This window comes from Pseudomonas sp. PS1(2021), from assembly GCF_020405165.1.
Classification (GTDB): Bacteria; Pseudomonadota; Gammaproteobacteria; order Pseudomonadales; family Pseudomonadaceae; genus Pseudomonas; species Pseudomonas aeruginosa.
The window spans coordinates 3,964,974-3,991,314 of sequence record NZ_CP084484.1; the positions used below are offsets into that span (position 1 = coordinate 3,964,974).

Consider the following 26,341-nt stretch of genomic DNA (forward strand, 5'->3'; position numbering starts at 1 on the left):
GTTCGCGAGGCGTGACCGGGTTCAGTCCCAGATCACCGGGAGCGTGGAAACGCCGCGCAGCTGCGCGCCCTCGATGACGGGAGTAGGCTTCGACGGGTCCAGACGGATATTGGGGAACAGATCGAGGATGGCGTTGATCGAGCAGTTGATCTCAACCTTGGCGATAAACTGGCCAATGCACATATGCGGGCCGAAACCAAAGCCGAAGGAAGGCTTGAGCTTGCGGTCGATGTCGAAGACGTCGGGGTTCTCGAAGGCGTCCGGGTCACGGTTGGCGGACACCACCATGCACTGCACGAAGGAACCCTTGGGAATCTTCACGCCGTGGAACTCGACGTCCTTGGCGGTCTCGCGCACCTTGAAAGTGGCCACCGGCTCGTAGCGGGTGGTTTCGTCCATCAGCTTGGGAATCAACGAGCGATCGGCCTTGACCCGCTCCAGCAGGCCCGGGGTGGTGAGCAGCAGCGCCATCACCGAACTGAACATGCGCGTGGTGGTTTCACCGGCGGCGGGCAGCAGCGAACGGGTGAAGGTGATCACCTCATGGTCGTCCAGCGTCCGCCCTTCATATTCGGCGCGCAGCAGGCGACCGACCACGTCGTCGCCCTGGCTACCCTCGGCGCGACGGCGCACCACGACTTCCTGGATGGCGTCGTACAGGCCTTTAACCGCGATGCCGGCCCGTTTGCGGGCTTCTTCCATCTTCGCCGGATCGATCTGGTTGCCACCAACCATGGCCAGCGCCCAGGCGGCATACTGCTTGTACTTGGAAGGGTCGTCGGTGGGGAAGCCCATCAGGGCGTACATGATGCGGATCGGCAGTTCCAGGCCGAACTCCATCAGGTCGGCCTTCTTCTGCGGTACCAGCGGCTTGAGGAATTCCTCGCGGATCACCTCGTCGATCTGCCCACGCCACTTGTTCACACTCTCGGGCATGAAGGCAGGTTGCAGCAGTGCACGCACCTTGCGATGCGGCTCACCGTCCATGGCCAGGATCACCAGGCCGTCGAAGAAGGCACCCAGGCCCTCGGCGATGAAACCGCTGGTGAAGGTATTGCCGTCGCGCAGCACCGCCATCACGTCCTGGTACTTGAACAAAGCGAACGTCGGCCGGGTACCCTGCTGGATGCCGGCGTTGGTCGGCACGCCAAACTGGGCGATGAAGTCACCCTCGTAGATCGGCGATTTCAGGAGCTGCTCGCGGCACACGGCATGGATATCCAGATCGGTGCCACGATAGGTCTCGGAAACGGCGGAGTAGTTATTCTTGAGATCTAGGGCGGAGGCGGTGTTGGTACTCATAGTATTCAACCACTCTGTGGAATTGTTGTTGTCGGAAGTCGAGTGAAGCCGGTACGGCGACAGGCCATCAGGCTGACGGAGACGAGTGCCCCATTGCGGTTTTCATTTGGAAACACGCCGGTTCGCTCACCCAATCGCAAGTAACGGTATCCTCTCGGAACCACTGTTCTGGGATACTAACGAGCTGCACTTTTTCTGCGACTCGATTCGTTTTACCCAGGGTCAAACGAAGTGCATCGACCATTGCAGTCATAAGGGGAAAAGAGTGAAACCTGCTGGGCAGAACGAACCCGGGAAACGCAATACGATCCGCCGCCTGATCGAAACCGCACGCCTGGAGTTCGCGGAGAAGGGTCTTGCAGGCGTTCGCATGGAGGAGCTTGCCCGTGAAGCGGGAATCACCAAGCAACTGATCTACCACTACTACGGCTCCAAGGAAGGGCTGTTCGTCGCCGTGCTGGACGAGTGCTCCGAGCGTGTCATGTCCGAGCTAGTGGAGCTGGATATCGACTCGCTGGCTCCCAGGCAGGCCATGCGCGCGATGCTCAACCACTTCTTCGACCAGTACCGTCATGACCCGCTACTCGGCGCCCTGGCCCTGGAAGGCATCCACTACCACGACACCCACCAGACGCCTCGCAACCGCTTCCTCGAGCTAGCGCCAGCGCTGATCGACAAGCTCGATAGCATTCTCCGCGACGGCGCGGAACGCGGCGTTTTCAAGACCGGCATCAACCCACGCCTGTTTCTCGCCACAGCCGCGCTACTCACCACCGGCTGGTTCACCAACCGCTACTCGATGTCCGCCCTAGCCGGCCTGGATACCTGCTCGGCGGAAGGAATGACCACGTGGCGCCAGTATTCGGTGGATTTCATTCTGGCGAGCATTGCGCAGAACCAGAACGACCGCAGCGACTGAGGCCGCCGCGGTCGCACCACTCGATGCCCGCCGTTACTGCCCAGTTTTCGCCAGGTAGCGTTTCACCCGGCCGGCCGCCAACCGCCCGGCCATGCCGTTGACGCCGCCGCCCGGGTGAATGCCGGCACTGCCTAGGTACAGTCCTTCGACCGGCAGCGTGTCGCCACCCAGCCCATAAGCCGGGCGCATGGCGCTGGAGCGCATGGAGGTGGTATCGATATGCACCACGCAGCCGTTCACCGTGTTCAGGCGGGCAGTGAAGTCAGGCGCCGCCTCGATCCAGCGGCCGATCACATGCCCCTGGATACCCTCGACGTATTCGGACAATTGCTCGACCACCTGATCGGCCACTCGATCCCTGAGCGCATCCCACCCCTCGCGCGGATTGACCGGCATCACCGGCGGATAGACGTAGAGCACGTCCTGGCCCGGCGGCGACTGCGAGGGGTCCACTGAGTTGGGCGCAACCATGGTGATGTATGGCAGGCGTGGCACTTCGCCACGGGCGCTGGCGGCGAAGTTTTCCAGCACCGCTTCTTCCGTGCCGATCATCAGGCAGGCCTTCCGCAGGTCGACACCGTCGCCCCTAGCCGCTTCGAAACGGGGTACAGAGATCTGCCCATCGAGCGCTAGGTCGACCTTGAGAGGGCCCGAGCCCCTTGCGTTAGCTGGCGCCATGGCGATGCGAGTCAGCAGATTCCTCGGCATTTCCCCGGCGCTAACCATTTCCAGCGCGACCTTGGGGTGACACCCGGCGATGACCGCGCGCGCCGTGAATTCACGCCCGTCGGCCAACCGGACGCCCCGGACCTTGCCCAGACTGGCGAGGATTTCTTCGACGCGGGCCGAAGTCATGACCTGGCCGCCCAGTTCCTCCAGGCGCGCGCGCATGGCATTGCTCAGTTGCTGCATGCCGCCGATCACCCGACCGACCCCGAAGCGGTGGAGGAAGCCCAACAGGGCGTAGTAGATACCGCCGCCGTCGGCGCTGATATCACCGGCCAGGCCGGTCAGCGCACACATAGCGGAAATGGTCACCGGGTGCTCGAAGCGCTCGCGCGCGGCCTGGTGCGCCGAGCCGGTCATCAGCGCCATCAGCTCGGGCTTGAGCTTGCGTCGCTTGAGCGCGGTGCCCAGCACCTTCAGCTTGGTCATCAGGTTGGTTCGCGCCGGATCGACTCGCATCATCGGCAGGGCGATGTCGAGGAACAGGTCGATGACCTCCATGAACTCGAGGAACGCCTCGGCATCCCTGGCGCTGTAGCGGCGGATTTCCGCGGCCGTCTGCTGCCGGTCGCGCCAGAACACCAGCGAGGTGCCATCCGGGTGCAGGTAGACGTACCCCGGCGACAATTCGATCGACTTGAAACCGTGCCGTTCGAGTTCCAGTTCACGGGGTACATGGGCATGCACGCGCATGGACATCATGTCCATGGCGCAGGGGTGCACCAGGTGCTGTGGCGCCTCGGGGATCAGGTAGCCCGATGAAGCCATGCCGCCGACCTTGTCCAGCGCTTCGAGCACCAGCACCCTCTTGCCTTCCATACCCAGATAGCAGCCGGCCGACAGCCCATTGGTGCCGCCGCCGACGATGATCGCATCGAAGTCCGTGTTGTAATTGTTCATGGCTTGATTGTTCTTGTTCATCGCTGTTTAGGGTTAGTTCCTGGCGGCCCCGGCAACCCAGTCGCCGGGCCGCTACCGTCTTGCTCGCAAGCGGCTGGACGCCGTCTGGCGGCCCGCAGGGAATGTCACGCTAGCAATAACCGTCAGCGAGTGGGTGAGCATCCGTTTTACCGCCAGTAAAAGGATCCACCACGCGCTGACCTTGCGCCGCCAGGTAAAGCATGCCCAGAAACAATTAAGACACTTTATTTATTTTTGTCTAACATAGGCCAAACTTCGATCGCCCCGGCATGTGACACGGCCGGCGACCCAACGACGGAAGGCCTCCTTTGATTTCACCCGCCACGGCAAGACTCCTGCCCATCCTGCTTGCTGGTCTGGCGATGCTCGGCCCCTTCACCATCAACATCTACATGCCTTCCTTCGAGCAGATGAAGGCGGTATTCGGCGTCACGGACGTCGAGTTGCAAATCACCCTGTCCCTGTATTTCGCCGCCTTCGCCTTCATGTCGCTCTGGCATGGCGCTTTCTCCGACAGCTTGGGGCGGCGACCAGTGGTGATCGCCGGCCTACTGGTGTTCGCCCTGGCATCCATCGGCGCCGCCTGCGCCACGCGTATCGAGCAGGTGTATGTCTGCCGGGTACTGCAAGGGCTGTCCGCCGGGGCCGGCATCGTGGTCGGCCGGGCCGTGATCCGCGACCTCTACGCCGGCGCCGCCGCCCTACGCCTGTATGCGCTGGTGGTCATGCTGTTCGCCCTGGCCCCCGCCATCGGCCCGGTGCTGGGCGGCTGGCTGCAGGTGCATGCGGGCTGGCGAGCGAACTTCGGCCTGCTCGCGGCCATGGGGGCGGCCCTGCTGGTCATGGTGCTGTTCTACCTGCCGGAAACGCTGCCTCCGGGCAAACGCCAGCGCTTTTCCGGCGCGGCCTTGCTGGCGGGCTATCGGCAAGTGTTGTGCAACGACACCTTCATGCTCTGGGCGGTGACCTTCGCCCTGATGTTCGCCGGGTTCTTCATCTACGTGCTGTCCGCCCCCGTGTTCCTGATGCGCCACCTGGGGCTGCAGGAAACCGATTTCATCTGGCTGTTCGGCCCGGCCACCGCCGGCATGATGCTCGGCTCCTACCTGTCCGGTCGCTTCGCCCAACGCTGGTCGTCCGGCCGCAGCCTGGTCACGGGCTTCACCATCATGGCGCTGGCCAGCCTGTGGAACCTCGCCATCTGCTATTGGGCCCCCGCGGCATACGGATGGTATCTGCCCTATCTGTTCATCTACACGCTCGGCATGGCGTTGGTCCAGCCCACCATCGTGTTGGCAGGGCTGGACTGCGTGCCGGACCGGCGCGGGCTTGGCTCGTCGCTGCAACTGTTCATCCAGACCGGGTTCAACGCCGTACTGGCAGCGCTCATCGCACCCTTCTTCTGGCACACCCCTCTGCTGCTTGCCTCCGGCGCAGCGCTGGCCATGACCTTGTCACTGGGCGTTGCCGCACTGGCCTGGATGACCGCCGGCAGGCGCCTGGCGGAAGCCGGCGTCACGCCACTGGCGCCGCGCGGCAGCCAGTGAATCACAGCCCCCTCCCTGCGCCTCCGGCGTCCTTACATGCTGTTGCGCCCCATCTGCTCGAACAGCTTGCGTACCGCCACCAGGGAAGGCGTGTGGCTGCCGAAGCCACCGTCAGCCACCAGCGTGCTGCCGGTCACGAACGCGGACTCGTCGGACGCCAGGAAGGCCACCACATCGGCGATCTGCCGCGGGGTGCCGAGCTCCGGCGTGCAATGGTTGTCACGCATGATCTCCAGCAACGCGTCGGGTAGCGGATGCTGCGGTGCCAAGCCGATCTGCACGGCGTTGCCGCGAATTCCACGCTTGCCGTACTGTGCCGCCACCAACTTGGGCAGCATCAGCAGCGCGGCCTTGGAGGTGGCGTAGCCGGAAAGCGACATATCACCCTGCACGCCGAGACCTGAGGTGGCGAAGATGATCGAGCCGCTAGCCTGCTCCAGCATCACCGGGATCACATGCTTGGTGCACAGCACCGCGCCGCGCAGGTTGACGGCGATGGCCCGGTCGAAGGCATCCATGTCCAGGTTGGCCAGGTCACGGTCGCGCTGGCGCTGCTCGCCATCGAGTACCGCCGCGTTGTTGTGCAGCACGTCGATACGACCGAAGCGTTCCTTGACCTGCGCCACCATGGCCTGCACCTCATCCTCCGACGACACGTCGGTACGGATGCCCAGCGCCTGGCCACCCGCCACCCGCAGCGACTCGGCCACCGCCTCGGCGGCTTCGCCATTGATGTCGGCCACCGCGATGCTGGCGCCGTGCGCCGACAGCACCCGTGCACACTCGGCGCCCAGGCCACCGCCGGCGCCGGTGATGATGGCAACCCGTCCAGCAAGTTTTCCTGTACTCATGGCTGTGCTCTCTCCTGTTCTGGTGGGGTCGGCGGCTATTCGCCGGTGAAGCGCGGTTCGCGGCGCTCGGCGAATGCCAGTGCGGCTTCGCGCCTGTCCTTGGTCGGCGCCAGCAGGGCGAACAAATCCAGCTCCAGATCGAGACCGCGCTTGAGGTCCAGTTCCAGCGCCGCGCGCGCCGCCTGCTTGGCATAGGCCGAGGCCGCCGGCGGCTTGGCAGCAATCTGCCGGGCAAGGGCCGTGACTTCGTCGAGCCAGTTGTCCGCCTCGCGCGCCATACGACTGATCAACCCAACCCGACGAGCCTCCTCGGCGTTCAGCCGCTCACCGGTGAGCAGCAGGTCCATGGCCAACCCCGGCGCCACCACCCGCGCCAGGCGCTGGGTACCGCCTCCGCCGGGAATCAGGCCGAGGCCGGTTTCCGGCAGAGCGAACACCGCGTTTGGCGCGGCGAAGCGGATATCGCAAGCCAACGCCAGCTCCAGGCCGCCGCCCATGCAGTAGCCATGAATGGCGGCGATCACCGGCTTGGCCACGCTGTCCAGCGCCTCTATCCAGCGCGAGCGCTCCATGCGTTGGCGGACCTGGATGGCCGATTCCTCGCCGCGCTTTTCCTTGATGTCCGCACCGGCGCAGAAACCCCGCTCGCCCTCGCCGCGAATCAGGATGACGCGTACCCGCGGGTCGCGCTCCAGCAGCTCCAGCGCCTGGGGCACGCCCTGGCGGATATCGTCATTGATGGCGTTGATCTGCCCGGGGCGAGTCAGCACGATCCAGCCCAGCGTGGCGCCTCGCTCGACACGCACCGATTCGTTGATCGTCAGCGAATCCAGTTGGCCTTGGTCGGCGCTCATACCTGAATCTCCTCGAACTCGAACACCTGGCCGTCCAGCTCTTTCGGATCGACCTTGATCAGCGACCTGCCGCCAACCGCCTCGGACGACTCGACCCACTCGAAGGCGGTGCCACGCGCGCGCAGGTCTTCGGCCTTGGCAGAAAGGTCGTTGACGCCGATGCGGATGTAATACGGGCCCGGCCCCCAGTTGTTCAGGTAATGGCCAGCATCAGTATTCCAATAGGTAGCCTCAATCACATCGAGGGTCGCGCTGTTGGCTACCGTGAAGCCCATGCGCGCACGCCGATAGCCTTCTTCGCGCAGGTGCTCCACCGGGCCATTGGGCTCCCAGTCGAGGTTGGCGGAAACCTGGCGCAAAGTCTCGTCCAAGTCACGCACCAGGAAGCCGCGGGCAGTCACCCGAACCATGCCGCCCGGCGCCAGGTCGCGGGGCTGGGCCGGCGGCAGGGCGTAGGTTTCCGGCGGCATCTGCAACGGCTCGGTCTCCATGATCTCGATGCACAGGCCTCCGTCGACCGAGGGCTGGTAGTAGGGCTTCTCCGGCGTGGCGCCGAGCCACAGGCGGTCGAACGGCATCTCCGGGGTGCGCTGCGCCATGCGGAACGGCAGGCGGCGGCGCATCAATTTGTCCACCAGCACGGCGAACTTCTCGCGATGCAGGGCAAGAACGATGGAGTGGGTGATCATCGGCCGGTGGTGGCCCTGGTAGTCCTTGAGGCTCTCCAGGAAATCGTGGAACAGCGGGTCGCCGGGATTCGGCTTGTCGAGGTGCCACTGCGGCTCGATACGGGTCGGCGCCACCGCCAGGGATTTGTGCACGCGCAGGAAGTGCGCGATGTAAGGATGGTTGTCGAACGCCTGGCGCCAGCGCTCGTGCTTGTAGACACCGAGCTTGTCCACCAGTTTCTCCGTCATCCCGTCGGGATCCGGAACCATCATGTCAGCACTCATCAACAACTCGAACATGGGACTTACCTCCAATCGCCGGCCATGGCACGGGGCGGCCCGCCGCAGCGGCCGTCCCCATCACCTGCGCCTCGCTTCAATTAATGTGCGGCAATCGCCTGGACATTTGCTTTTTCGGCCTGCTCCGGCACCTCCAGCTCCTCATCGCCGTATTCCATCTCGGGCGATTCGGTACTGGTCTTGGAGCGGAGCAGGAAATGGGACAGTGCGGGAATGAGCACCAGCGCTCCGAGCATGTTCCAGAGGAACATGAAGGTCAGCAGGATGCCCATGTCGGCCTGGAACTTGATGGGCGACCAGGCCCAGGTGATCACACCCGCGGCCATGGTCAGGCCGATCAGCGCCACCACCCGGCCGGTGAAGTCGAGCGAGCGGCGGTAGGCCACCGCCAGGCTGCCGCCACGCTGCTGCACGGCCAGTTGCACGCTGAGCAGATACAGGGCGTAGTCGACCCCAACCCCGACCCCGACCGCGATCACCGGCAGGGTGGCTACCTTCAGGCCAATGCCCAGCCAGACCATCAGCGCCTTGCAGATGATAGTGGTCATGACCAGCGGAATCAGCGCCACCAGGGTGGCCCGCCAGCTGCGGAAGGTCAGCAGGCAGAGCAGCGCCGTGGCGCCATACACTGCCAGGTACATGGTGACGATGCCCTTCTCCACCTCGATATTGGTGGCGGCCTCGATCCCGGCGCTGCCGGCGGCGAGCAGGAACTCCACCGGCTGCTCGCCGTCGCTGATATTGTGCTCACGGGCGAAATCCTCGGCGACATGCAGCACACGGCTGAGCGTGTCGGCCTTGTGATCGGCCAGGTAGGCGACCAGTGGTGTGACCGAGCAGTTCTGGTTGGTGATGCCGGGCGAGGAAATCATCGCCGCGTCGACCGACGAATTGGTGATCGCCTGGTCACGGCTGATGGTCAGCCATTTACCGCTGCCCTCGGCCATGCCGGCGGTGAAGAAGCGCACGGTCTCGGCCAGCGAATTGGTGGTCTGCACACCTTCGGTCTGGCGTAGCCGCCAGGCCAACTGGTCCATGACCTGCAGCGGCTGGTAGAGGCGGCAACCGTCGTCGTTGGTCTTCATGATCACCACGAACTGGTCGCTGGACAGCCCATAGTTGGCGGTGATGAAGGCGTTGTCGCGGTTATAGCGCGAATCGGGGCGCAGCTCCGGAGCGCCGGGGTCGAGGTCGCCAATCTTGAGATCAAGCATGACCACGCTGCAAAAGGCGGTAACGAGTACCGACAGGGCAATTACCGCGATCGCCCAGGGGCGCTCGGTGAAGCGGTCGAGGCCGTGCCAGACGCGACCAAGGAAACCACGATTCTGCTCGCCGGCGCGGTCCTTCTCGATGGCGATGAGCGCGGCCTTCTTGCTCACCCCGATATAGGACAGCGCCACCGGGATCAGCAACAGCTTGGTGAAAATCAGCACGGCCACACCGATGCTGGTGGTCAGGGCCAGGTCACGGATCACCGGGATGTCGATGATCACCAGCACGGCGAAGCCGACGATGTTGCACAGCAGCGCGGTCAGTCCGGTAAGGAACAGGCGGCGGAAGGTATAGCGCGCGGCAACGTACTTGTGCGTACCGCGGCCGATGTCCTGGAGAATGCCGTTCATCTTTTGCGTACCGTGGGATACCCCGATGGCGAAGATCAGGAACGGCACCAGAATCGAATAGGGATCGAGTTCGTAGCCGAGCAGCTCCATCAGGCCGAGCAGCCAGACTACGCCGGCCACGGCGATACCGACCAATAGCAGGGTGCTGCGCAGACAGCGGGTGTAGAAGTAGACGAACAGTGCGGCAATCACCACCGAGGCACCGAAGAACAGCATCACAGCGTAGAGACCATCGATCAGATCACCAACCAGCTTGCTGAAACCAACAATGTGGATGCCGACTCTGTCGCTCTCCATCGATCGCAGTTGTTCTTCCAACTGCCGGGAGAAGTCGCCGTAGCTCAGCGGCTCGCCGGTCTGCGGGTTGGTGTCGAGCAAAGGCGCGACGATCATGCTCGAGCGGGCGTCGTTGGCCACCAGGCTGCCGACGATGCCGGCACGGGCGATGTTATGGCGCAGGGTATCGATCGAAGCCTCGCTGCCGTCATAGTCGGCGGGCATCACCGCGCCGCCGTCGATGCCCTCCTCGGTCACCTCCTTCCAGCGCACGATCGGCATCCACAGCGATCTCATCCAGGAGCGATCAACACCGGGGATCAGGTAGAGCTTATCGTTCACCTCCTGCAGCGCCTGCAGGTACTCCGGCTCATAGATATCGCCCTGCTTGTTCGAAACCACCACACGGATGCTGTTGCCCAGCCCCGGCAGTTGATCCTTATAAGCCAGGTAGTTCTTGATGTACGGGCTGGAGCTCGGGATCATCCGCTCGAAACTGGCGTTCACCTCCAGGCGGGAAGCGAAGAAACCCAGGATCAATGTGGCAAGCAGACAGGCAACCACCACCAGCGCACGGTTATTGAAGATCATCCGCTCGAAGAGCCCGCCGGATGACATGTCGAAGTCCCTCAGGTCGGGGACCACCGGCATGCCGCTGTTATATTTCTGCTCTACCATTTCTTCGCTCTCTTTCTAGGGGCCAACTGGCGGACTCAGTCCGCCTTGGCTATCTCGACAAGTCGAGCGCCGGAGAAACGCGCCATGACCAGCCGGCCTGTACCGGAATAACTGGCCGCGTAGACCTCACCGCCCTGTACGGACTGCAAGGGAGTGACCACCAGGCTGTCGGAATCAAGCACCAGCATCCGCCCGTCCTGGCCAACCACGATCAATTGGCGATTACGCTCCACGATGCCCACCAGGCTGGAGCCCAGCCCCGTCTCGATCTTCTGCCAGTGCTGGCCGTCGTCGCGACTGGCAAACAGGTTTCCGCGCAGGCCATACGCCAACAGCAGGCCGCCATACGCCCGTACGCCGAACAGGGTGCCGCCATAACCGCTGTCCAATGCGACGAAACGCTGCGCGTGAGGTTCCAGGCGCATCAGCAAGCCCTGCTCACCGCTCGCATAGAACACGCCATTGCGTTCAGCCAGCCCGTACAGATGCATGCGCCGTTCATTGGGCGTGCGCTCTACCCAAGGCTCCCATGTCGCGCCGTAATCGCGGCTGCGCAGGATCATGCCGAAGGCGCCGACCACGAAACCATTGCCTCTGCTGTCGAACAGCACATCGAGGAAGGGGGACGCCAGCACATCGGGTGTCGCCGACGTGGCCATCGCCATGTCGATCTCGCGCAGCATCGCGTCGGCGGCAGGATCTCCAGACTTGGCGAGCCGCCCGTACCAATCGCGTAACAGAGTCAGCAGGCGACGGCCATCGAGCTGGACCTGCCAGCTGTTTCCTCCATCACGAGTGTGCAACAGCACGGAATCATGACCGGCAATCCAGCCATGGCGGGCATCGCTGAAACGTACCGAGACCAGGTCGCCGGATATCGGGCTCGGGACCTGCTTCCAGGTCTTCCCGCCATCTTCGGAGCGCTGTATCAGTCCGCGCAGACCTACGCCCAACAGGGCTTCGCCGGTGTACGTCACGTCGACCAGGGGGGCCTGGACCTGCTTTTCCATCAGCATGGCGGGTTCGCGCAGCGGGTCGCCGCCCACTGCAGCCACGCAAGCAAAAGAACTCAGCAGCAAAGGCAGCATGGCCATGCCAAGCAGTCGTCGACAGCCAGCCGTAAAAACTGGTGCTGCAAGGCCGGGGCTAGTCATTGTTATTGTCCTCAACCAGGATTTGCAGGGTGAACACATGCGTGCCCACCTGCATTCTTATAATTCCTGCCCACCTGCAATCGTGCAGGTGGGCAAGGCCGAACAGGGTCAGCGCTGGGTGACCCTCGACACAATGGCCTCGGGGTTCATCTCACGTTCAGTGAACGGTTTGTCGAAGAACCAGTAGCCACCTTTCAACGCATCGTTGAGCAGGGCGTAGTTGCCCTTGTTGAAGTCGTAGGTGAAGTTCTTCACGTTATAGGGGATGGTTTTGTCATATATCTGCACGCCACTGAGGAAGATCGCGCGGTACAACGCACCGCTCTTGTCCCAGGCGTCGTACAGGCCGATGCCGAAGGTATCCTCGTCGAGGTAGTAGGTACGCTTGCTGTAGACGTGGCGCTGACCGGGCTTGAGCGTGGCCTCCACCACCCAGACACGATGTAGTTCCCAACGCTCGCAAGCCGGATTGGCGTGGTTCTTGAGAAATTGCTCGTCTTGTTTGCAGTCGAAATAGGCCTTGTAGGCGTTATAGGGAATATACATTTCCTTGCGGCCTACCAGCTTGTAGTCGAAACGGGTCTGGGCGCCGGAGAACATCTGCAGTTCGTCGAACAGCGTCACGCCCCCCTGGCTGGCCACCGGGGTATCGAAGGCGAACTCGGGCGCCAGCTTGACCCGGCGCTGCCCCGGGGTGTAGCTGAAGGAGCGGCGAGGCTTGGCCTGTGGGTCGAGGTAGTCGTTGAGCACGATGACCTCGCCGGAACGGCGCGCGGGGAAGTCGTTGCGCGAGTAGACACGGGCGTACATCTGCGGATCCCGATCCGCCTGGGTGACCTGGTAGTACGGTGTTTCCTCGAAGGTCGCCTGCTCGGCAACTTTGGTCACCTGCCCATTGCTGTCGATTACCCAGCTGTTGGACGACCTAGTGGTGCTGTAGCCAGGGCCGATCTTGTAGCGCAACTGCTGGTTCCACATCACCTCGTTACCGGTCTTCGGGATCGGGAACGGCAGGCCGCCGCGGCAGTCGGGACTTACCGCCAGCCCGTCCTTTTCGATCTTGCAGGTAGTGGCATTACGGATGGTGGCGTCGACCACCTCCTGCGGATAGGCAGTGGTACGGTGGCTCGGATAGATGTCCATGTACCAGGTATCCGGGTTCTTGCGCAGCAGCTCCTTCTGGCCCTCACTCAACTGATCGGCATACTGCTCGGCATTCGCCGCGGTGATACGGAACAGCGGCTTTTCATCCTTGAAGGGATCGACCCAGAAGCCGCTGTCCGGCTTGAAGCCGGCCGGAGCCTGGCGCAGGCCACCTTCATAGGCTGGAATAGTACCTTCGGCGTTTCCTGCCTGGATCGCTCCCCAGGGAGTGAGGGACTTGCCCAGTTCGGCGGCCTCTTCCGAGGTGACGGCAGCGAAGGCGCACGCGGACAGCCCTGTCAGGGCGAGACTCAAAGCGAGTTGGAGTTTCATAACCAGTCTCCGTTATTGGACTTATTAAAAGGAGGTCTTGTAAGTGAAGGTCAACCAGGCACGATCGGTACCACCCACGTTGCCGTTACCGTCGACCTGCCGCTGACCATGGGCATTGAGCGTATTTTTCTCCTGGGCCGAAAGGTCGGCGTAGCGCAGGGTGAACTCATGCTCCTCGCGGTAGGTCATCGTGGCACCGACCGACCAGGACAGCGCACCTTCACTACCGCCCGCGGAAGTAGCAGCATTGCCTTTCAGGCCGTAGTTGACGGTCAGTGGCACCTTCAGGCTCCAGGACGGAAGGATCTGCGCGTACTCCGGGGTATAGTTCACCGCAACGGCGTAGTAGTCCTTGGTCGAGCAACCATCGGACTTGTTGCCCCGACCATTGTTTGCAGGGCCCTGCAGATCATTACAGGTATAGCCTTCCCCCTTGAACAGCTCCTTGTGCTCCGTCACCTTCTGCAAGCGGCTGTAGGCGAATTCGGCAACCAGGGTGGCGTTGTTGGCGATAAAGTTGCGCGGCATACCGTAGACGGCGTTGGCCACGAAGTGCAGGGTGTCGCCGCGTGCGCCGTTGTCATCCACCAGGCTGATGCCAGTGGAGTTGAGCGCGCCGTCCTTGCGGTAGGACAGCTCGGCACCGACCGCTGCCGAACCGATGGCACGCGAGGCGCTGATGCCATAGAGTCTGACGTCACGCGGGTAGACCAGACGGTACGTCCCCGCCGCAATATCGGTTTGCGGTGCGCCCCACGCCTGATAGTCGTCGAACTGGCGGTAATAGGCGCCAAAGGTGGTTTCGATCGGCTCGGCGTTGTACTTGAGCATCACCCCCCAGTTCTCACCATCGCGACCGCGTTTGGAGGTCGCGTGCTGCAGATTGAAACCCGGGGCCGCGGCCATCTGGTGGGTGCCTTCGAAAAAGAAGTCCGCCGCACCGAAGTATGTGCCGCCATATGGGAGGCGGGTATTGTCCCATTCGTAGAAATACTGCCCGGCCACCGACAGGTTGTCCGACACCTGAGCCTTGGCAGATATCTGGCCTATAGGCAGGAACACTTCCTTGGTTTCGATGCCAGGGCTGGTCACCGCCTTCATGCCGTCGGCAGGAGCCTGCGAGTAGGAAACCGCATGCGCACCGAACAACAGCCCCTCCCCCCAATAGTTGGCATGCCGACCGACCTTCAGGTTGACCGGGGTCTGTCCGATGCTGAAGTTGGTCCAGATGAAAGCATCGAGGATTTCGCCCGAAGGGCCATGGACGTAACGCTTGGCCTCGGAACTGTAGCGTCCGTTCCTGTAGCTGCCCGCATAACCCGGCACACTGGTTTTCACGTCGGTATCACGATAGGCGTGGTCATACCAGGCTGCGGCACTGACCCGTGCGCCGAAATCATTGCGGTAGGACAGGTCGATCTCACTGAGCAGATCAAGGCGGTTGGTAACGATGTCACCCTTGTCGAACTTGCCGTTGGACTCGTCATAGTTCGGGTTGTTCATGATCTTGGAGTCCTGCTCTTCCATGCGGACGCCAAGGTTGTATCTCACGGTGTTGTCCCAGCGCAGGTTGATATCCGGGTTGCCCACGTCGAACGACATCGCCGTCGCCCCGCCAGCAGCACCCATGATGGCCAACGCCAGAGCGCTGAGCGAGACTGCTTTCCCGCCAAACTTCTTGATCGCTTTCATCTCGGATCCTTTTATTTTTGTTTTCAGTAACTTAGGAGGATGAACAAACCCTAGCCCAGCATATTTTCCTAGAGTTTTCGGCGCTTTATTGCACAGCAACGAGAAAACCGTTCCACCTTCCTGCGAACACCCTAGCCGATAATGTTTTAAAATTCCACATGCAGATTGTGATTCTGCATACAGAATATAGCAACGCATCGGCCATTACTCGGACTTTCCTCACCAAGCGATCCTGCGCCCCGAATACCAGAGGAAGATCCACCCGCTTCGCTCATGACGGCAAAGCAGGCCCCATGAAAATGAACACAACTACAAAAAATGATCAATATCTGCTTTTAAAAATATCGCTCGCTGGGATTAAATGGCGCTAGTTCAGCTGTGCCTACCCTGGCCGGCATCGCGCATCCACGCGTGTGGCCGGCCTCACCCCGAGGAGAATCCATGAACATCGATCTCAGTGGTAAACGCGTGATCGTCACCGGTGCATCACGCGGTATCGGCCGGGCGATTGCCCTGGCATTCGCGGCCGAAGGCGCGCGGGTAGCCATCTGCGCCCGTAGCGAAGAGGCCGTGGTCACGACCGGTCGGGAACTGGAAACAACCGCCCAGGCAGTCATCGCCCGTGCCGTCGATGTCACCGACACCGAGGGAGTAAAGGCCTTTGTCGCCGAAGTCGCCGCGCGCTGGGGAGGCGTGGACGTACTGGTCAACAATGCAGGCCAGGGCAAGGGCGGAAACCTGGACACCCTGACACCGGAAGACATTCTCGAGCATGCCAACATCCTGCAGATGGGCCATTTCCGCTTCGTCCAGGCGGTGGTGCCGCACATGCGTGCGCAGCGTTGGGGCAGGATCATCGAGATCAACGCCCTGGCCGGCACCATTCCCACGCCGGACGGCATTCCCTCGGTGATCAACCGGGCCTCCTGCGTCGCCCTGTCACGTTCGCTGGGCATGTCCCTGGCGAAGGAAAATATCCTGGTCAACAGCCTGAACATGGGTTGGATCGACACCGGGCAATGGGACCGCCACTACAAGGAGATGCCTCCGGGCGTGAGCCGTGAGGAATTCGACGCGATGGTGCTCAAGGTGGTGCCGCTAGGCCGCTTCGGTAAACCCGAGGACATCGCAGGCATGGCCCTGTTCCTGGCCAGCGATTACGCCAGTTTCATCAGCGCAGCCTCCATCGACATCAGCGGTGGCATGGGCGGACAGATCGCCTACTTTCCCACCCTCAAGAGCGACTTCGCCGAAGCCGCCCGCAAGCGCAACGAAAACGCTTGAGAAATACCCCCCAAAACCGCAAGGAGCAGAACGGCATGACCCAGACGATTTACGACATCCCACTCAAAACAATCGATGGAGCCCCCCTGACACTCGACCGCTTCAGGGGCAAGGTGTTGCTGGTAGTGAACGTCGCGTCCAAGTGCGGACTTACCCCGCAATACGAGGGCCTGGAAAAGCTCTATGAAGACAAGCGTGAAGTCGGGCTCGAAGTACTGGGCTTTCCGGCCAACGACTTCAGGGAACAGGAGCCGGGCAGCGACGAGGAAATCAAGGCGTTCTGCAGCCTTAACTACGCCGTGCAGTTCCCCCTGTTCTCGAAGATCGCGGTGACGGGCGCGGACCGTCACCCGCTCTACTGCCTGCTGACCGAGGCGCAACCCCAGACGACCGGCGAAGGACCGATGCGCGAGCGCCTCAAGGGCTACGGCATAGAGCCCGACCCGGCACCGGCGGTGCTGTGGAACTTCGAGAAATTCCTGGTCGGCCGCGACGGCCAGGTGGTCGGTCGTTTCGCCCCGGATGTGGCGGCGGACGATTCCCGCCTGCTCCAGGCCATCGAGGCCGAGCTGGAGAAACGCTAGCGGCCCGGATCAGGCCGAACCACCCTCTCCTGCCCTGCGCGCGCCCTCCCGTAATGGCGGAGGTGGTGGCATATGCCCCAAAGTCTCGCGTGCGGGGTGGGACATCGACCTGCTAGTCCCTCGGTCAGGAGGCGCAGGTCATGATCAGGAACTGCCGGAACGCCTGAGCGGGCTCCGGCAAGGCAGTCTCGGGGCGCCAGATCAGCCCCAGCTCCATCGGCGGAATGGCGTCCGCCAGCGGGCGCGCCTCGATCTTCTTGCCCTCCAGGGACCAGGCGCGGTAGAGCATGTCGGAGAGAATGGTGACGCCGAAACCATGGGCGACCAGGCCGCGCAAGGCCTCCATGGAGGAGGTGCGAAACGCCACGTCCGGTGCCAAGCCACGCGTCTCCCAGTAACGGCTGGTGGATACGCTGCCCTCGTCGACCGTCGCCAGGATATAGGCATGCCTGGCGACATCCTCCAGGCTGATCGAGGTCGCCGCCATCAGCGGATGCTGACTGGCCAGCCAGAGCTGGCGGCGCGAACGGATCAGCACATGGTGCTCGAAACGGGACAGGTCCGGGCTGTTGGAAATGATGGCCAGCCCCAGGTCGAGCCGGCCATCGGCCACCGCGGCCTCGATGCTCTCGCGGTCCATGTCTATCAGGTCGATCTCCACCTGCGGATAGCTACGCTTGAAGCGCGCCAGCAGCGCAGGCAGGAAGTACCCGAGCACCGTGTAGGACGCACCGACCCGGACCACCCCCTGCATCGCGTGGCTGAGGAACAGGGGTTCGCTCAGGGCATCCTGCAGGGTGTCGAGGATATGCCGGGCGTGCTGGGCGAACTTGTGGCCCTCGGCGGTCAGCGCCACGCCATAGGGCAGGCGCTCGAACAGGCTGACGCCCAACGTCTCCTCCAACTGCAGGACCGCCGCGGTGATCGCCGACTGAGAGACATGCACCTTGAGCGCGGCCTGGGAGAACTGACCGGCATCCGCCGCCGCTACGAAGTAGCGGAGCTGTCGCATGGAAATGTCTTTGCCCTTCGCCATCTGCTTTTCTAATACCTGTCTCTCATTTTTATGAATCGCCCTCACCGACACGCTGAGTAAACTCGGGCAGTGACAGGGGCCAGACCGGCTGCACTGCGGTTCCGATCTGCCCGACGGTTTCGCGACCGTTCGAATTTCAGCGCCAAAAACAAGAATTGCTGAAGGTTGAAAATGAACGCGATCAGCTACAAGGAATACGAATCCGAACATAGCGGCGATTTCTGGACCGAAGCCTCGCTACGCAAGCAGGGTTTCGACATTCGCCTGGAACACGCCCACTGGTCCAGCGCGGGCACGGCACTGATCAAGCTCCAGAAGAATTGCCTGGTACGCATGCTGCTGACGCCATCCGGCCTCGCCTACAACGGCACCGCACACAATTTCGGCAGTTTCGACGGCCATGCCGCGCACCGTTTCAAGCCACTTGGCCAGCTTCTGTTCATTCCTCATGGTACCGAATTCCATCTCAAGCATGGCGCCTATCAGCAGAAGTCGCTGATCTGCATGTTCGACCCGACAGACCTGGGCGCGCTGGCCGCCTTCCACTGGGACTGGAACAGCCGCGCCTGCGAGGAAATGCTCAACCTGCAGAGCCTCTACCTGCAAGCTACCCTGCAACGCCTGGCGGAAGAGATCGCCGCCCCCGGCTTCGCCAGCGAACTGCACATCGAATGCCTGCTGACCAGCATCGCCCTGGAGCTGCACCGGGAGTTTCTCCGCGACCGCGGCGGCGAGGAAGACGGCAAACTCAGCCCCGGCCAACTCCGACTGCTACGGGACATGCTGGAGGCCGGCCCGGATGAGGACACCTCCCTGCGATGCCTGGCGGCGGCCTGTTCCTTGCCGGCCAGACAACTGTCGACCCGCTTCAAGAACACCACCGGCAAGACCCTGCGCCGCTATGCGGCGGAAATCCGGGTCAGGAAGGCCATGGCGCTACTCACCGATCCACGCTTGTTGATCAAGCAGGTCGCCTATGGCGCGGGCTTCCAGAATGCCGCGGCTTTTACCGCGGCTTTTCGCAAGGAAGTGGGACTGACGCCAGAGGAGTTCCGCCGGCAGCGCAGCCGCTGAAGTCGCACAAGTTAGCAGGTCGAAAACAACCTTTATGGAAGTGGCGATCCGTTGCGACCACAATAAGTACATGGCAGCTTCGCGGCTGAGACCACTCCCACAGGCTCATGGCGCTCGGGCCACGGCATGGATCAGCGCTTTATGCTGGCCGTAATCTTCGCGTGCGGACCGGCCATTTGGGTAGCCCAGGCCTCAGCCGCCTGATCCAGGGTGTAGTCGAGATAGTCGACCTGGATTTCCTGCTCCTTGGCGATTTTCAGCAGACGTCGCCAGATCTGCTCGCGTTCGGCCGGTGGGCGCTGGCCGGTGCCGATGCAGGACAGCGAGCGGAACAGCAGGTCGGCGATGTCCAGGTTGACCTGCCGCCCCGCCCCGGTGCCGATGGTCATGATCCGCGCGCCCCAGTTGGTGGCCTTCAGCGCGGTGAGCATCGGCTGGCCACAGACCAGGTCGAGGACCACGTCGAAGCCGCCGTCGGCGGCGTCCTTCAATGCGGCCACATCATCGGCGCCACCCAGGGTCACCACCTCGTCGGCTATGCCGCGCGACTTCAGGCCCAGCAACGCTGGGGCCGAACGCGCCGCGCCCACCACCTTGCCGGCGCCCATGTTGCGCGCCAGTTGCAGGGCGATCTGGCCGAGGGTGCCGGTAGCGCCGAGGATCAGCACCTTCTCGCCTTTCTGGATCGCGGCCTTCTCCAGCGGCACTATGGCTCCGGTGGCAGCGATACCCATGCTGATGGCGGTCTTGTCGTCCACCTCGTCCGGCACCTCCCACACCTCGGCGGCGGGCACCAGGGTGCGCTCGGCCCAGGCGCCGAACGGCGCCACCGAGCGTTCGCCGAAGTACACGCGCCGGCCATCAGTCGCACGGCCTACACCCTCGCCACGAATCACGCAGGGATACTCCACACCCAGGCGATAGGCACCGAGCACATCCCAGCCACCGAGGCCGGCAGTGTCGACGTCGATCAGTACCGCACCGTCCTGCGGCTCTGGCTCACGGAAATCACCCACCACCGGCGGGGCGTTGCGTTCGGAAATGATGGCAGCACGCATGACAACCTCCTTCTCTATCTTGTTGTTCAGGGATGGAACAAAGTTGAACACATTATTAAAATTTGTCCAGATATTTAACGAACAGGCTCATTGCGCCGGCAACGCTTCGCGTTTGAACACCGGGTAGCCACCCAGGGTCAGCAGCAGCAAGGGGCCTACCACGAAGCAGGCGAAACAGAAACCGAGCATGGCCGTGTAGCTGCCGGTGTCCCTGAGCAAGGCACCGAACAACAGCGGCGATGCGGCCGCACCGGCGGTGATCAGCCCCAGATGCACGCCGAACAGCCGGCCGTAATCGCGCATGCCGAAGTAGCGGGCGATAAGGAAAGCGGCAATATCGAACTCGGCACCGGCACCGATGCCCACCAGCAAGGTGGCAAGGATGAACAGCAGCAGGTTGGCTTCGGTGTAGGCGAAAATCAGGCAGGCGAAGGCAGGCAGCAGCAAGGCCAGGGCGGCAACGCCCGGTGCCCACAGGCGGTCGATCAGGTAACCCACCACCAGCCGGCCAAGGATCAGCGAAATACCGAAACTGCTGAACACCTGGCTGGCCTGGGATGCGCTCAGGCCGCGATCCTGCAACAACGGCACGATATTGGTGACCATACCGACCACGCAGGCCACCACCAGAGTCATGGACAGGTTGCAGATCCAGAAGCGCCAGGAACCCAGGGCGTCGCGCAGCAGGATGCCGGGGCGACGCACCGCCTCCGCCATCGGCGCCTGCGCGCGGGCGTCGCCAACCGCCACCACCGGTACCAGCCAGCGCAACGCCAGTGGCAGGGCCAGCAGCACTGGCAACAGGCCGAGGGCAATGAAACCGGCCTGCCAGTTCCAGCGGCCAATGGCCCAACTGGTGATCAGCGGCAGCATGATCGCCGCCAGCCCGGAACCGCTGAGAATGATCGCCAGGGCGAAGCCGCGGTTCTCCTCGAACCACAGGTTGACCAGGTGCGACCAGGTGATCTGCAGGGTCCCGACACCGGCCAGGGGCACCAGGAAGAAACCCAGGTAGAGCATCCAGATCGAGCCGCCGATGCGCGCCAGCATGAACAGGCTCAGGCTCAGCACGACCAGCGACACCAGGGTGACGGCGCGCAGGCCGTAGCGCAGGTTGAGCCAGCCGGCCAGTTGCGCGGCGACTATGGTGCCCAGGGACAGTGCGGTGATCGCCGCCTGCAGGTCGCTGCGCGCCCAGCCCATGGCCTGCTCCAGCGGGATGACCATGGAACTGAAGCTGTACAGCAGCAGCGAACTGGAACTGGTGGCCACGCCGACGATGGCCAGCACCAGCACATGCCAGCCGCGCTTGAACTCCCGATTGTCGAAATGCCTCATGTGCAAACCTCCATGCTGTCAGTCCGCGCCGATGAAGAGCGCCGCCTCAGCGCTCTTGTCGAGGGTGTGCGTACGCCGCGCGCTACCCGGCCGGCGCTGCGGCTCGTCACCCTCCAGGTCGTCGGGATGAACCAGGGTCGGCCCGTTAGGCAGCTCGCGCAGGGCCAGGGCGACGATGTCCTCGGCCTGGGGCAGCGGCATGCTCGAGGCGTCGGGGATGTTCAGCCGGAGCATCGCCTCGCGCATGGTCGGGGTATCCACGGTGCCGATCAGCAGGTTCAGGACATCCACGCCACGTTCCCGCCACTCGGCCCACAGCGACTCGCCGAGGTTCAGCGCGAATGCCTTGCTGGCGCTGTACATGGCCAGCTTGCGGATACCGCCCAGGGCAGCCTGCGAGCCGACCAGGATCACCCCGCCACGGCCACGGGACAGCATCCGCCCACCAAAGACGTGGCAGCACGCCATTGGCGTAGACGCGTTGAGGCGCAGCAGCGAGTCCCACTTGTCCAGCGTGGTGGCGAGGAAGCGCGTGATGAACGGGTCACCGCCGGCGTTGTAGACCAGCAGACCGATCTCGCGCTGCGCCACGGCGGCGCACAGGCGGTCCGCGGCATCCGCCCGAGACAGGTCCTGGCTGACCACCAGCACCTCGACGCCATGCTCCGCTATCAGTTCCCTGCGCAGCGTTTCCAGGGCCTCCTGGCGCCGCGCAACCAGCACGCAGTTCAGACCGAGTGCCGCCAATTGCCGGGCGAATGCCGCGCCTACCCCGTGCGATGCCCCGGCGATCAATGCCCAGGGCCCGTATTGCCGTTTGAACGCCAGCGTATCGCCGGCGCGTGTTTGTGCGTGCGACATGTGTCTAGCTCCTCTGTTCGCAGAATGGGACCTCAGCGTGCCTCGATGGCAGGCAGGTCGATATGGCTGGCCGAAGCACCAATGGCCGTGCCGCCAAACACCTGCACGCGCCGTTCGACCTGGGCCATGAACAGGCGCAGCAGGCGCTCGTCGTACTCGGCCCCGGCTTCCCGCACGAATGCCTCGAGGGCGACGTCGATCTGTGCGGGATCCTCGAAGCGCCGTCCCAGCAGTGCCTCGGCGTCCTCCCGTTCCAGGCGCCGCAGTTCCACCTCCATGGCATCAGCGCGACCCAGGTACTCGACCAGCTTGAGCGCGGCGGTACGCCGGGAGGCCTGGAAGTCGTCGCCCACCTCGATCTGCCCGACCGCGTCGACGAGCATCGTCAGCAACTGGGCATTGGCGCCCGCCTCGACGAGTGTCAGTGACGGCGCCTCTATGGCAATGCCCATCGCCTCGGCCAGGGCGTGCACGACGACACGACGCAGGGCCAGGTCGAACTCGATGTAGGTGTCGTGCGGGTCGCCGGGCTGCGGCGTGGCAACGGTAGCGGAAAACTGCATGGTGCTGACGGTGGAAAACAGCACCGTGTGGTAGCGCACCACATCCGCATCGGCTGCCTCGCCGCTGACCTCCTGGTAATAGCGGTACAGTTCACTGAAGGTCTCGCCCAGCGGCTCGTAGTTGTCGCGCATGCGCGCCGAGGCCAGGTCCGCCAGCGGGTCGCCAATCATGGCGAATTCGAAATCGTAGAGGGCATTGACCCGACCGTTCTCGAACAGGTACTGGCCAGAGTCGTACTGCACGAACGCCGCCCGGGTACGATGCCGGGGCACGTTGCGGCGCAGCCAGCCGAGGGCGAACTCGACCAGCGGCTGGGCTCGGCTCTTGTTGCGCAGGTACAAGGGGTAATAGGCGTCCAGCCCGGCCAGGCTGATCTCGTCGGCGCCCTGCGGTAAGCGGACGCCCTTGGCCACGAAGGGCTCCAGCGGCAGTCGGTGCATGGCAGCCATGGCGCGCACGTACTGGCGGGCCAGATCACGGCGTTGCTCGTCGTTGGCCGCGGCGCCGAGGTCGCGCGTCCCGGCGACCCGCTCCATGATGATGGCCTGCGGGTCCTCGCAGAAGCCATGGATATGCGGCACGGGAATGCCCTGGGCGCCGAGCAGCATGAGGATTTCCGCCTCCCGCCGCAGCTCCGGGAAGGGACTGACGTCGCCACCGCGCTCACCACGAATATGCAGGCGCAGGCGCTCGCCACCACGGCGCACGTCCAGGTTCCAGGCCGGGCGCCATCGCGGCAGACGATCCATGGAGATGACCCGCCCCCCAACGAGCTGTTCGACGAAGCGCCGCAGCTTCTGTTCAATGAGCGCCGCAGCGCTGTCTTGCGTATCTGACGATTGCATGGGTTTCTCCGCAAGGGCTCAGTGCTGCACGGGGGGCAGGCCGGGGCCACCCACCTGGTCGAGGGCCACGCCTTTTTTCCGGGCCAGGTCGGCGGTGTCCAGATACTCGCGCCAGGCCTTGATCAGGCCCTGCTCGTCGAGTTCGTAGACCGCCACCATCGAGTGCGGCATCGGCTTGCCGCTGGACAGCGCGTAGTCGTCGCGCTCGGTCATCACCAGGGTGTCCGAAGACAGCATGTGCCGGATGGTGCAAAGGTTGTGGCTGGTGTAGCGCATCTGCCGCTCGATTTCCCGGCGCAGTGCGACACGCCCGCGAATCACCGGGCCGCCCGGCACCCAGAGTTGCCAGACGGCGTCTTCGGCCAGCATCGACACGAGCTTGTCGACCTGCGGCCGCGACTCGGCGCTGCCGTCGCCCCAGGCGGCGCAGAATTCACGGATGAAGTTTTCCTGTAACAGTCCCATATTCAGCTCCTGATGAAGGGATTCAGAGGTAGGTGCGCACGATCGGCACCATTGGCGTGCCGCAGCTCATGCCGCCATCGACGCGCAGCAGCGCGCCATTGACATAGCGCGACTCGTCCGAAGCCAGGTACAGCGCCATGCCGGCAATGTCCTCCGGTTCGCCGAGACGCGGAACGTTGTGGATGTCCAGGAAGGCCGTCTGCATTGCCGCGTTGGCCCAGCTCACCATCGCCGGGGTACGGATCACCCCTGGCAGGATGGCGTTGCAGCGCACCCCGCGTTTGCCGAAGGTCGCGGCAATGCTCTGCACATACCAGTTCAAGGCCGCCTTAGAGGCGCCGTAGCTGAACTGCGCGACCTCGCCGGCGATCGAGCTGGTCGACGAGGTGAAGATGATCGAGCCCTCTCCCCGCTCAAGCATGTGCGGCAGGGCGTGCTTGCAGGCCAGCACGCCACCGAGCACGTTGACCCGCATGTTGCGGTGGAACAGTTCCTCGTTGAACGCGAGGAAATCCACGTCGCGCACGGTTGCCGGATTCTTGTTGACGGCGTTGTTGAACAGAACGTCGATCTGCCCGAACGCGTGCAGCGTGTCAGCGACCATGCGCCGCAAGTCATCTTCCACGCCGACGTCGACCCGCAGCGCGATGGCGCTGCCGCCGGCCTCGGCGATCTCCTGGGCGACCGCCAGGGCCGCCGCTTCCTGCAGGTCGGTCACTACCACCCGGGCACCCTGCGCGGCGAACAGCAGGGCCGAGGCCCGGCCGATTCCGCTACCGGCACCGGTGAGTACGGCGACCTTTGCTTCGAGACGCTGCATCATGCTCTCCTCAGCGGGTCTGCCCGCCGGCAATGGTCTGTGGATTGGCTTCGCGCTCGGCGACCGGGGCGACGCGATAGCGGCTCGGACCGTTGCCGAACATGCCGTACTGGTCGCGGGTGAAGTCGTACAGCGAGTAGGCATCCTGCTGCGGGTTGTTCGGTGTGCCGTAGGCCTGGATGTTGTACTGCGCGCCGGCGCGGAACATTTCCCCGGCGTCGTCCCAGGCGTCATACAGCGCGGCGCCAAAGGTGTCCTCGTCGATGTAGTAGCGCCGCGTCTTCTGCGCGTGGCGCATGCCTTCCTTGCGCGTGGCCTCGACCACCCAGACGCGGTGCAGCTCCCAGCGCTCGCAAGCCGGGTTGATGTGCCTGGCCATCAGCTTGGTGTCCATGTCGCAGCCCCATTTCAGCTTGTAGTTGCTGTAGGGAATGAACATTTCCTGGCGGCCCAGCAGCTTCCAGTCGAAGCGGTCCATCTTTCCGGAAAAGAGGAAGATCTCGTCATAGAAGGCCACTCCGCCGAACGCCGAATTGGGTGTGTCGTAGGCAAACTCCGGGGCCTTGCGCACGCGGCGTTGGCCGGTGGAGTAGCTCCAGGCATAACGCGCGTTCGCCACCGGATCGAGGTAGTCCCAATAGCCGGACGCCTGCCCGGCGGTGCGCGCCGGCGCGACGATGCGCGACCAGATGCGCTGGGCGATCTTCGCATCGCGCCCGGGCACATCGAGCTGGTAGAACGGCTTCTCGCCCGTGGAGCGATTGGTATTGGTCAGGGTCGGGCGGCCCTGGTTGACCACATAGGCACTGTGATTCCAGTCCCAGCCGTTCACGCCCTGATAGTTAAGGATGTAATTCCACATCACCTGCTGGCCGTCCTGCGGCAGCGGGAACGGCAGGCCACCGCGACAGGCCTCGGCAATGGAGAGGCCATCGTTGAACGACCTGCACTCAGGATCGTTGGCGTTGCGCTGGGTCGCGGCGAGAAACGCCTCGGGGAAGGCCGCGGTGCGGTGGGTCGGGTAGATATCCATGAAGTAGGTGTCGGGATTCTGCTTGAGCAGCCGCATCTGCCCGGCGGACAACTGGTCTGCGTACTGGTCGGCATTGATTGCGGTGATACGCAGTCGAGGCTGCTCCCCGTCGAACGGATTGGGCCAGCTGCCATCGCCAGGTTGCAGGCTGGCCGGTACCTTGAGCCCCCCTTCGTAGGGAGGAATGGTGCCCTCCGCGTTGCCGGCGGCGATGGCGCCGAAGCGCGTCAGCTTGCCGCCGAGATCGTTGGGCGAATAGCTGTCGTCACCCAGCGCCGAGCCGGCCAGAGCGATGGCGAGCAGGCCCATCGTGTAGATGTTCGGTTGCATGGAAACCTCCACTCATAGTCTTGGGAAACGCCGGACAGGACGCGACCTCGTCGCGCACGC

22 protein-coding genes are annotated in these 26,341 nt (G+C 63.5%); 5 read left to right on the forward strand and 17 right to left on the reverse strand.

Features of this window, described 5'->3' with window-relative positions; translation table 11 throughout:
- Positions 1–21: 21 nt before the first annotated feature.
- Positions 22–1,302 carry a cytochrome P450 gene (locus LE197_RS19100; protein WP_034030808.1) on the reverse strand — a complete coding sequence of 427 codons (1,281 nt, stop codon included), beginning with the start codon at positions 1,300–1,302 and terminating at the stop codon, positions 22–24.
- 370 nt (positions 1,303–1,672) lie between these two features.
- Between LE197_RS19100 and LE197_RS19105 the strand changes: the two genes are divergently transcribed.
- Positions 1,673–2,221 (forward strand): TetR/AcrR family transcriptional regulator, encoded by a 549-nt coding sequence (locus tag LE197_RS19105; RefSeq protein ID WP_228778328.1) that lies wholly within the window; start codon positions 1,673–1,675, stop codon positions 2,219–2,221.
- Between the two features lie 33 nt (positions 2,222–2,254).
- Here the strand turns inward: LE197_RS19105 and LE197_RS19110 are convergent, their stop codons facing one another.
- Positions 2,255–3,847 (reverse strand): phytoene desaturase family protein, encoded by a 1,593-nt coding sequence (locus tag LE197_RS19110; RefSeq protein ID WP_121142632.1) that lies wholly within the window; start codon positions 3,845–3,847, stop codon positions 2,255–2,257.
- Positions 3,848–4,176: 329 nt separating this feature from the next.
- Here LE197_RS19110 and LE197_RS19115 point away from each other — a divergent pair, with 329 nt between their 5' ends.
- Positions 4,177–5,415 (forward strand): multidrug effflux MFS transporter, encoded by a 1,239-nt coding sequence (locus LE197_RS19115; RefSeq protein ID WP_071537088.1) that lies wholly within the window; start codon positions 4,177–4,179, stop codon positions 5,413–5,415.
- Between the two features lie 32 nt (positions 5,416–5,447).
- Here LE197_RS19115 and LE197_RS19120 read toward each other — a convergent pair whose 3' ends face one another.
- The 7 genes from LE197_RS19120 to LE197_RS19150 form a co-directional block, all read right to left on the reverse strand.
- Positions 5,448–6,266, reverse strand: coding sequence for an SDR family NAD(P)-dependent oxidoreductase (locus LE197_RS19120; RefSeq protein WP_034030804.1), 819 nt, complete (start codon positions 6,264–6,266; stop codon positions 5,448–5,450).
- 35 nt (positions 6,267–6,301) lie between these two features.
- Entirely contained in the window at positions 6,302–7,120 is an 819-nt protein-coding gene (locus tag LE197_RS19125) for an enoyl-CoA hydratase/isomerase family protein (protein WP_034030803.1), read from the reverse strand.
- On the reverse strand, positions 7,117–8,088 hold the full coding sequence (locus tag LE197_RS19130) for a lactoylglutathione lyase (protein WP_034030802.1): 972 nt from the start codon (positions 8,086–8,088) through the stop codon (positions 7,117–7,119). The genes LE197_RS19125 and LE197_RS19130 overlap by 4 nt, the downstream gene beginning before the upstream one ends.
- A gap of 80 nt (positions 8,089–8,168) precedes the next feature.
- The gene (locus LE197_RS19135) at positions 8,169–10,667 is read right to left on the reverse strand and encodes an efflux RND transporter permease subunit (protein WP_034030801.1); all 2,499 of its coding nucleotides are present in this window, start codon (positions 10,665–10,667) and stop codon (positions 8,169–8,171) included.
- Positions 10,668–10,702: 35 nt separating this feature from the next.
- Positions 10,703–11,761 (reverse strand): YCF48-related protein, encoded by a 1,059-nt coding sequence (locus LE197_RS19140; protein WP_079384981.1) that lies wholly within the window; start codon positions 11,759–11,761, stop codon positions 10,703–10,705.
- Between the two features lie 168 nt (positions 11,762–11,929).
- On the reverse strand, positions 11,930–13,297 hold the full coding sequence (locus LE197_RS19145) for a DUF1329 domain-containing protein (RefSeq protein WP_034030799.1): 1,368 nt from the start codon (positions 13,295–13,297) through the stop codon (positions 11,930–11,932).
- Positions 13,298–13,321: 24 nt separating this feature from the next.
- On the reverse strand, positions 13,322–14,989 hold the full coding sequence (locus tag LE197_RS19150) for a DUF1302 domain-containing protein (RefSeq protein ID WP_034030798.1): 1,668 nt from the start codon (positions 14,987–14,989) through the stop codon (positions 13,322–13,324).
- Positions 14,990–15,430: 441 nt separating this feature from the next.
- Here LE197_RS19150 and LE197_RS19155 point away from each other — a divergent pair, with 441 nt between their 5' ends.
- Positions 15,431–16,273 carry an SDR family oxidoreductase gene (locus LE197_RS19155; RefSeq protein ID WP_034030797.1) on the forward strand — a complete coding sequence of 281 codons (843 nt, stop codon included), beginning with the start codon at positions 15,431–15,433 and terminating at the stop codon, positions 16,271–16,273.
- Between the two features lie 35 nt (positions 16,274–16,308).
- Positions 16,309–16,857: a glutathione peroxidase gene (locus LE197_RS19160; RefSeq protein WP_034030796.1), complete on the forward strand. Its 549-nt coding sequence runs from the start codon at positions 16,309–16,311 to the stop codon at positions 16,855–16,857.
- Positions 16,858–16,981: 124 nt separating this feature from the next.
- On the opposite strand, the gene LE197_RS19165 is transcribed toward LE197_RS19160, so the two are convergent.
- Positions 16,982–17,893: a LysR family transcriptional regulator gene (locus tag LE197_RS19165; protein WP_034030795.1), complete on the reverse strand. Its 912-nt coding sequence runs from the start codon at positions 17,891–17,893 to the stop codon at positions 16,982–16,984.
- 171 nt (positions 17,894–18,064) lie between these two features.
- On the opposite strand from LE197_RS19165, the gene LE197_RS19170 reads away from it, so the two are divergent.
- On the forward strand, positions 18,065–18,967 hold the full coding sequence (locus LE197_RS19170) for a helix-turn-helix domain-containing protein (protein ID WP_034030794.1): 903 nt from the start codon (positions 18,065–18,067) through the stop codon (positions 18,965–18,967).
- A 131-nt stretch (positions 18,968–19,098) separates the two neighbouring features.
- On the opposite strand, the gene LE197_RS19175 is transcribed toward LE197_RS19170, so the two are convergent.
- The 7 genes from LE197_RS19175 to LE197_RS19205 form a co-directional block, all read right to left on the reverse strand.
- Positions 19,099–20,025, reverse strand: a complete 927-nt coding sequence (locus tag LE197_RS19175; protein ID WP_034030793.1) for a quinone oxidoreductase family protein — start codon at positions 20,023–20,025, stop codon at positions 19,099–19,101.
- 87 nt (positions 20,026–20,112) lie between these two features.
- Positions 20,113–21,363 carry an MFS transporter gene (locus LE197_RS19180; protein WP_034030792.1) on the reverse strand — a complete coding sequence of 417 codons (1,251 nt, stop codon included), beginning with the start codon at positions 21,361–21,363 and terminating at the stop codon, positions 20,113–20,115.
- 18 nt (positions 21,364–21,381) lie between these two features.
- Positions 21,382–22,224: an SDR family NAD(P)-dependent oxidoreductase gene (locus tag LE197_RS19185; protein WP_052168377.1), complete on the reverse strand. Its 843-nt coding sequence runs from the start codon at positions 22,222–22,224 to the stop codon at positions 21,382–21,384.
- A gap of 32 nt (positions 22,225–22,256) precedes the next feature.
- A complete protein-coding gene (locus LE197_RS19190; protein WP_034030791.1) occupies positions 22,257–23,633 on the reverse strand; it encodes a phosphotransferase family protein in 1,377 nt (458 codons plus the stop codon).
- A gap of 18 nt (positions 23,634–23,651) precedes the next feature.
- Positions 23,652–24,098 carry a nuclear transport factor 2 family protein gene (locus LE197_RS19195; protein ID WP_034030790.1) on the reverse strand — a complete coding sequence of 149 codons (447 nt, stop codon included), beginning with the start codon at positions 24,096–24,098 and terminating at the stop codon, positions 23,652–23,654.
- Positions 24,099–24,120: 22 nt separating this feature from the next.
- Positions 24,121–24,918, reverse strand: coding sequence for an SDR family NAD(P)-dependent oxidoreductase (locus LE197_RS19200; RefSeq protein WP_034030789.1), 798 nt, complete (start codon positions 24,916–24,918; stop codon positions 24,121–24,123).
- Positions 24,919–24,928: 10 nt separating this feature from the next.
- On the reverse strand, positions 24,929–26,281 hold the full coding sequence (locus tag LE197_RS19205) for a DUF1329 domain-containing protein (protein WP_034030788.1): 1,353 nt from the start codon (positions 26,279–26,281) through the stop codon (positions 24,929–24,931).
- Positions 26,282–26,341 lie beyond the last annotated feature (60 nt).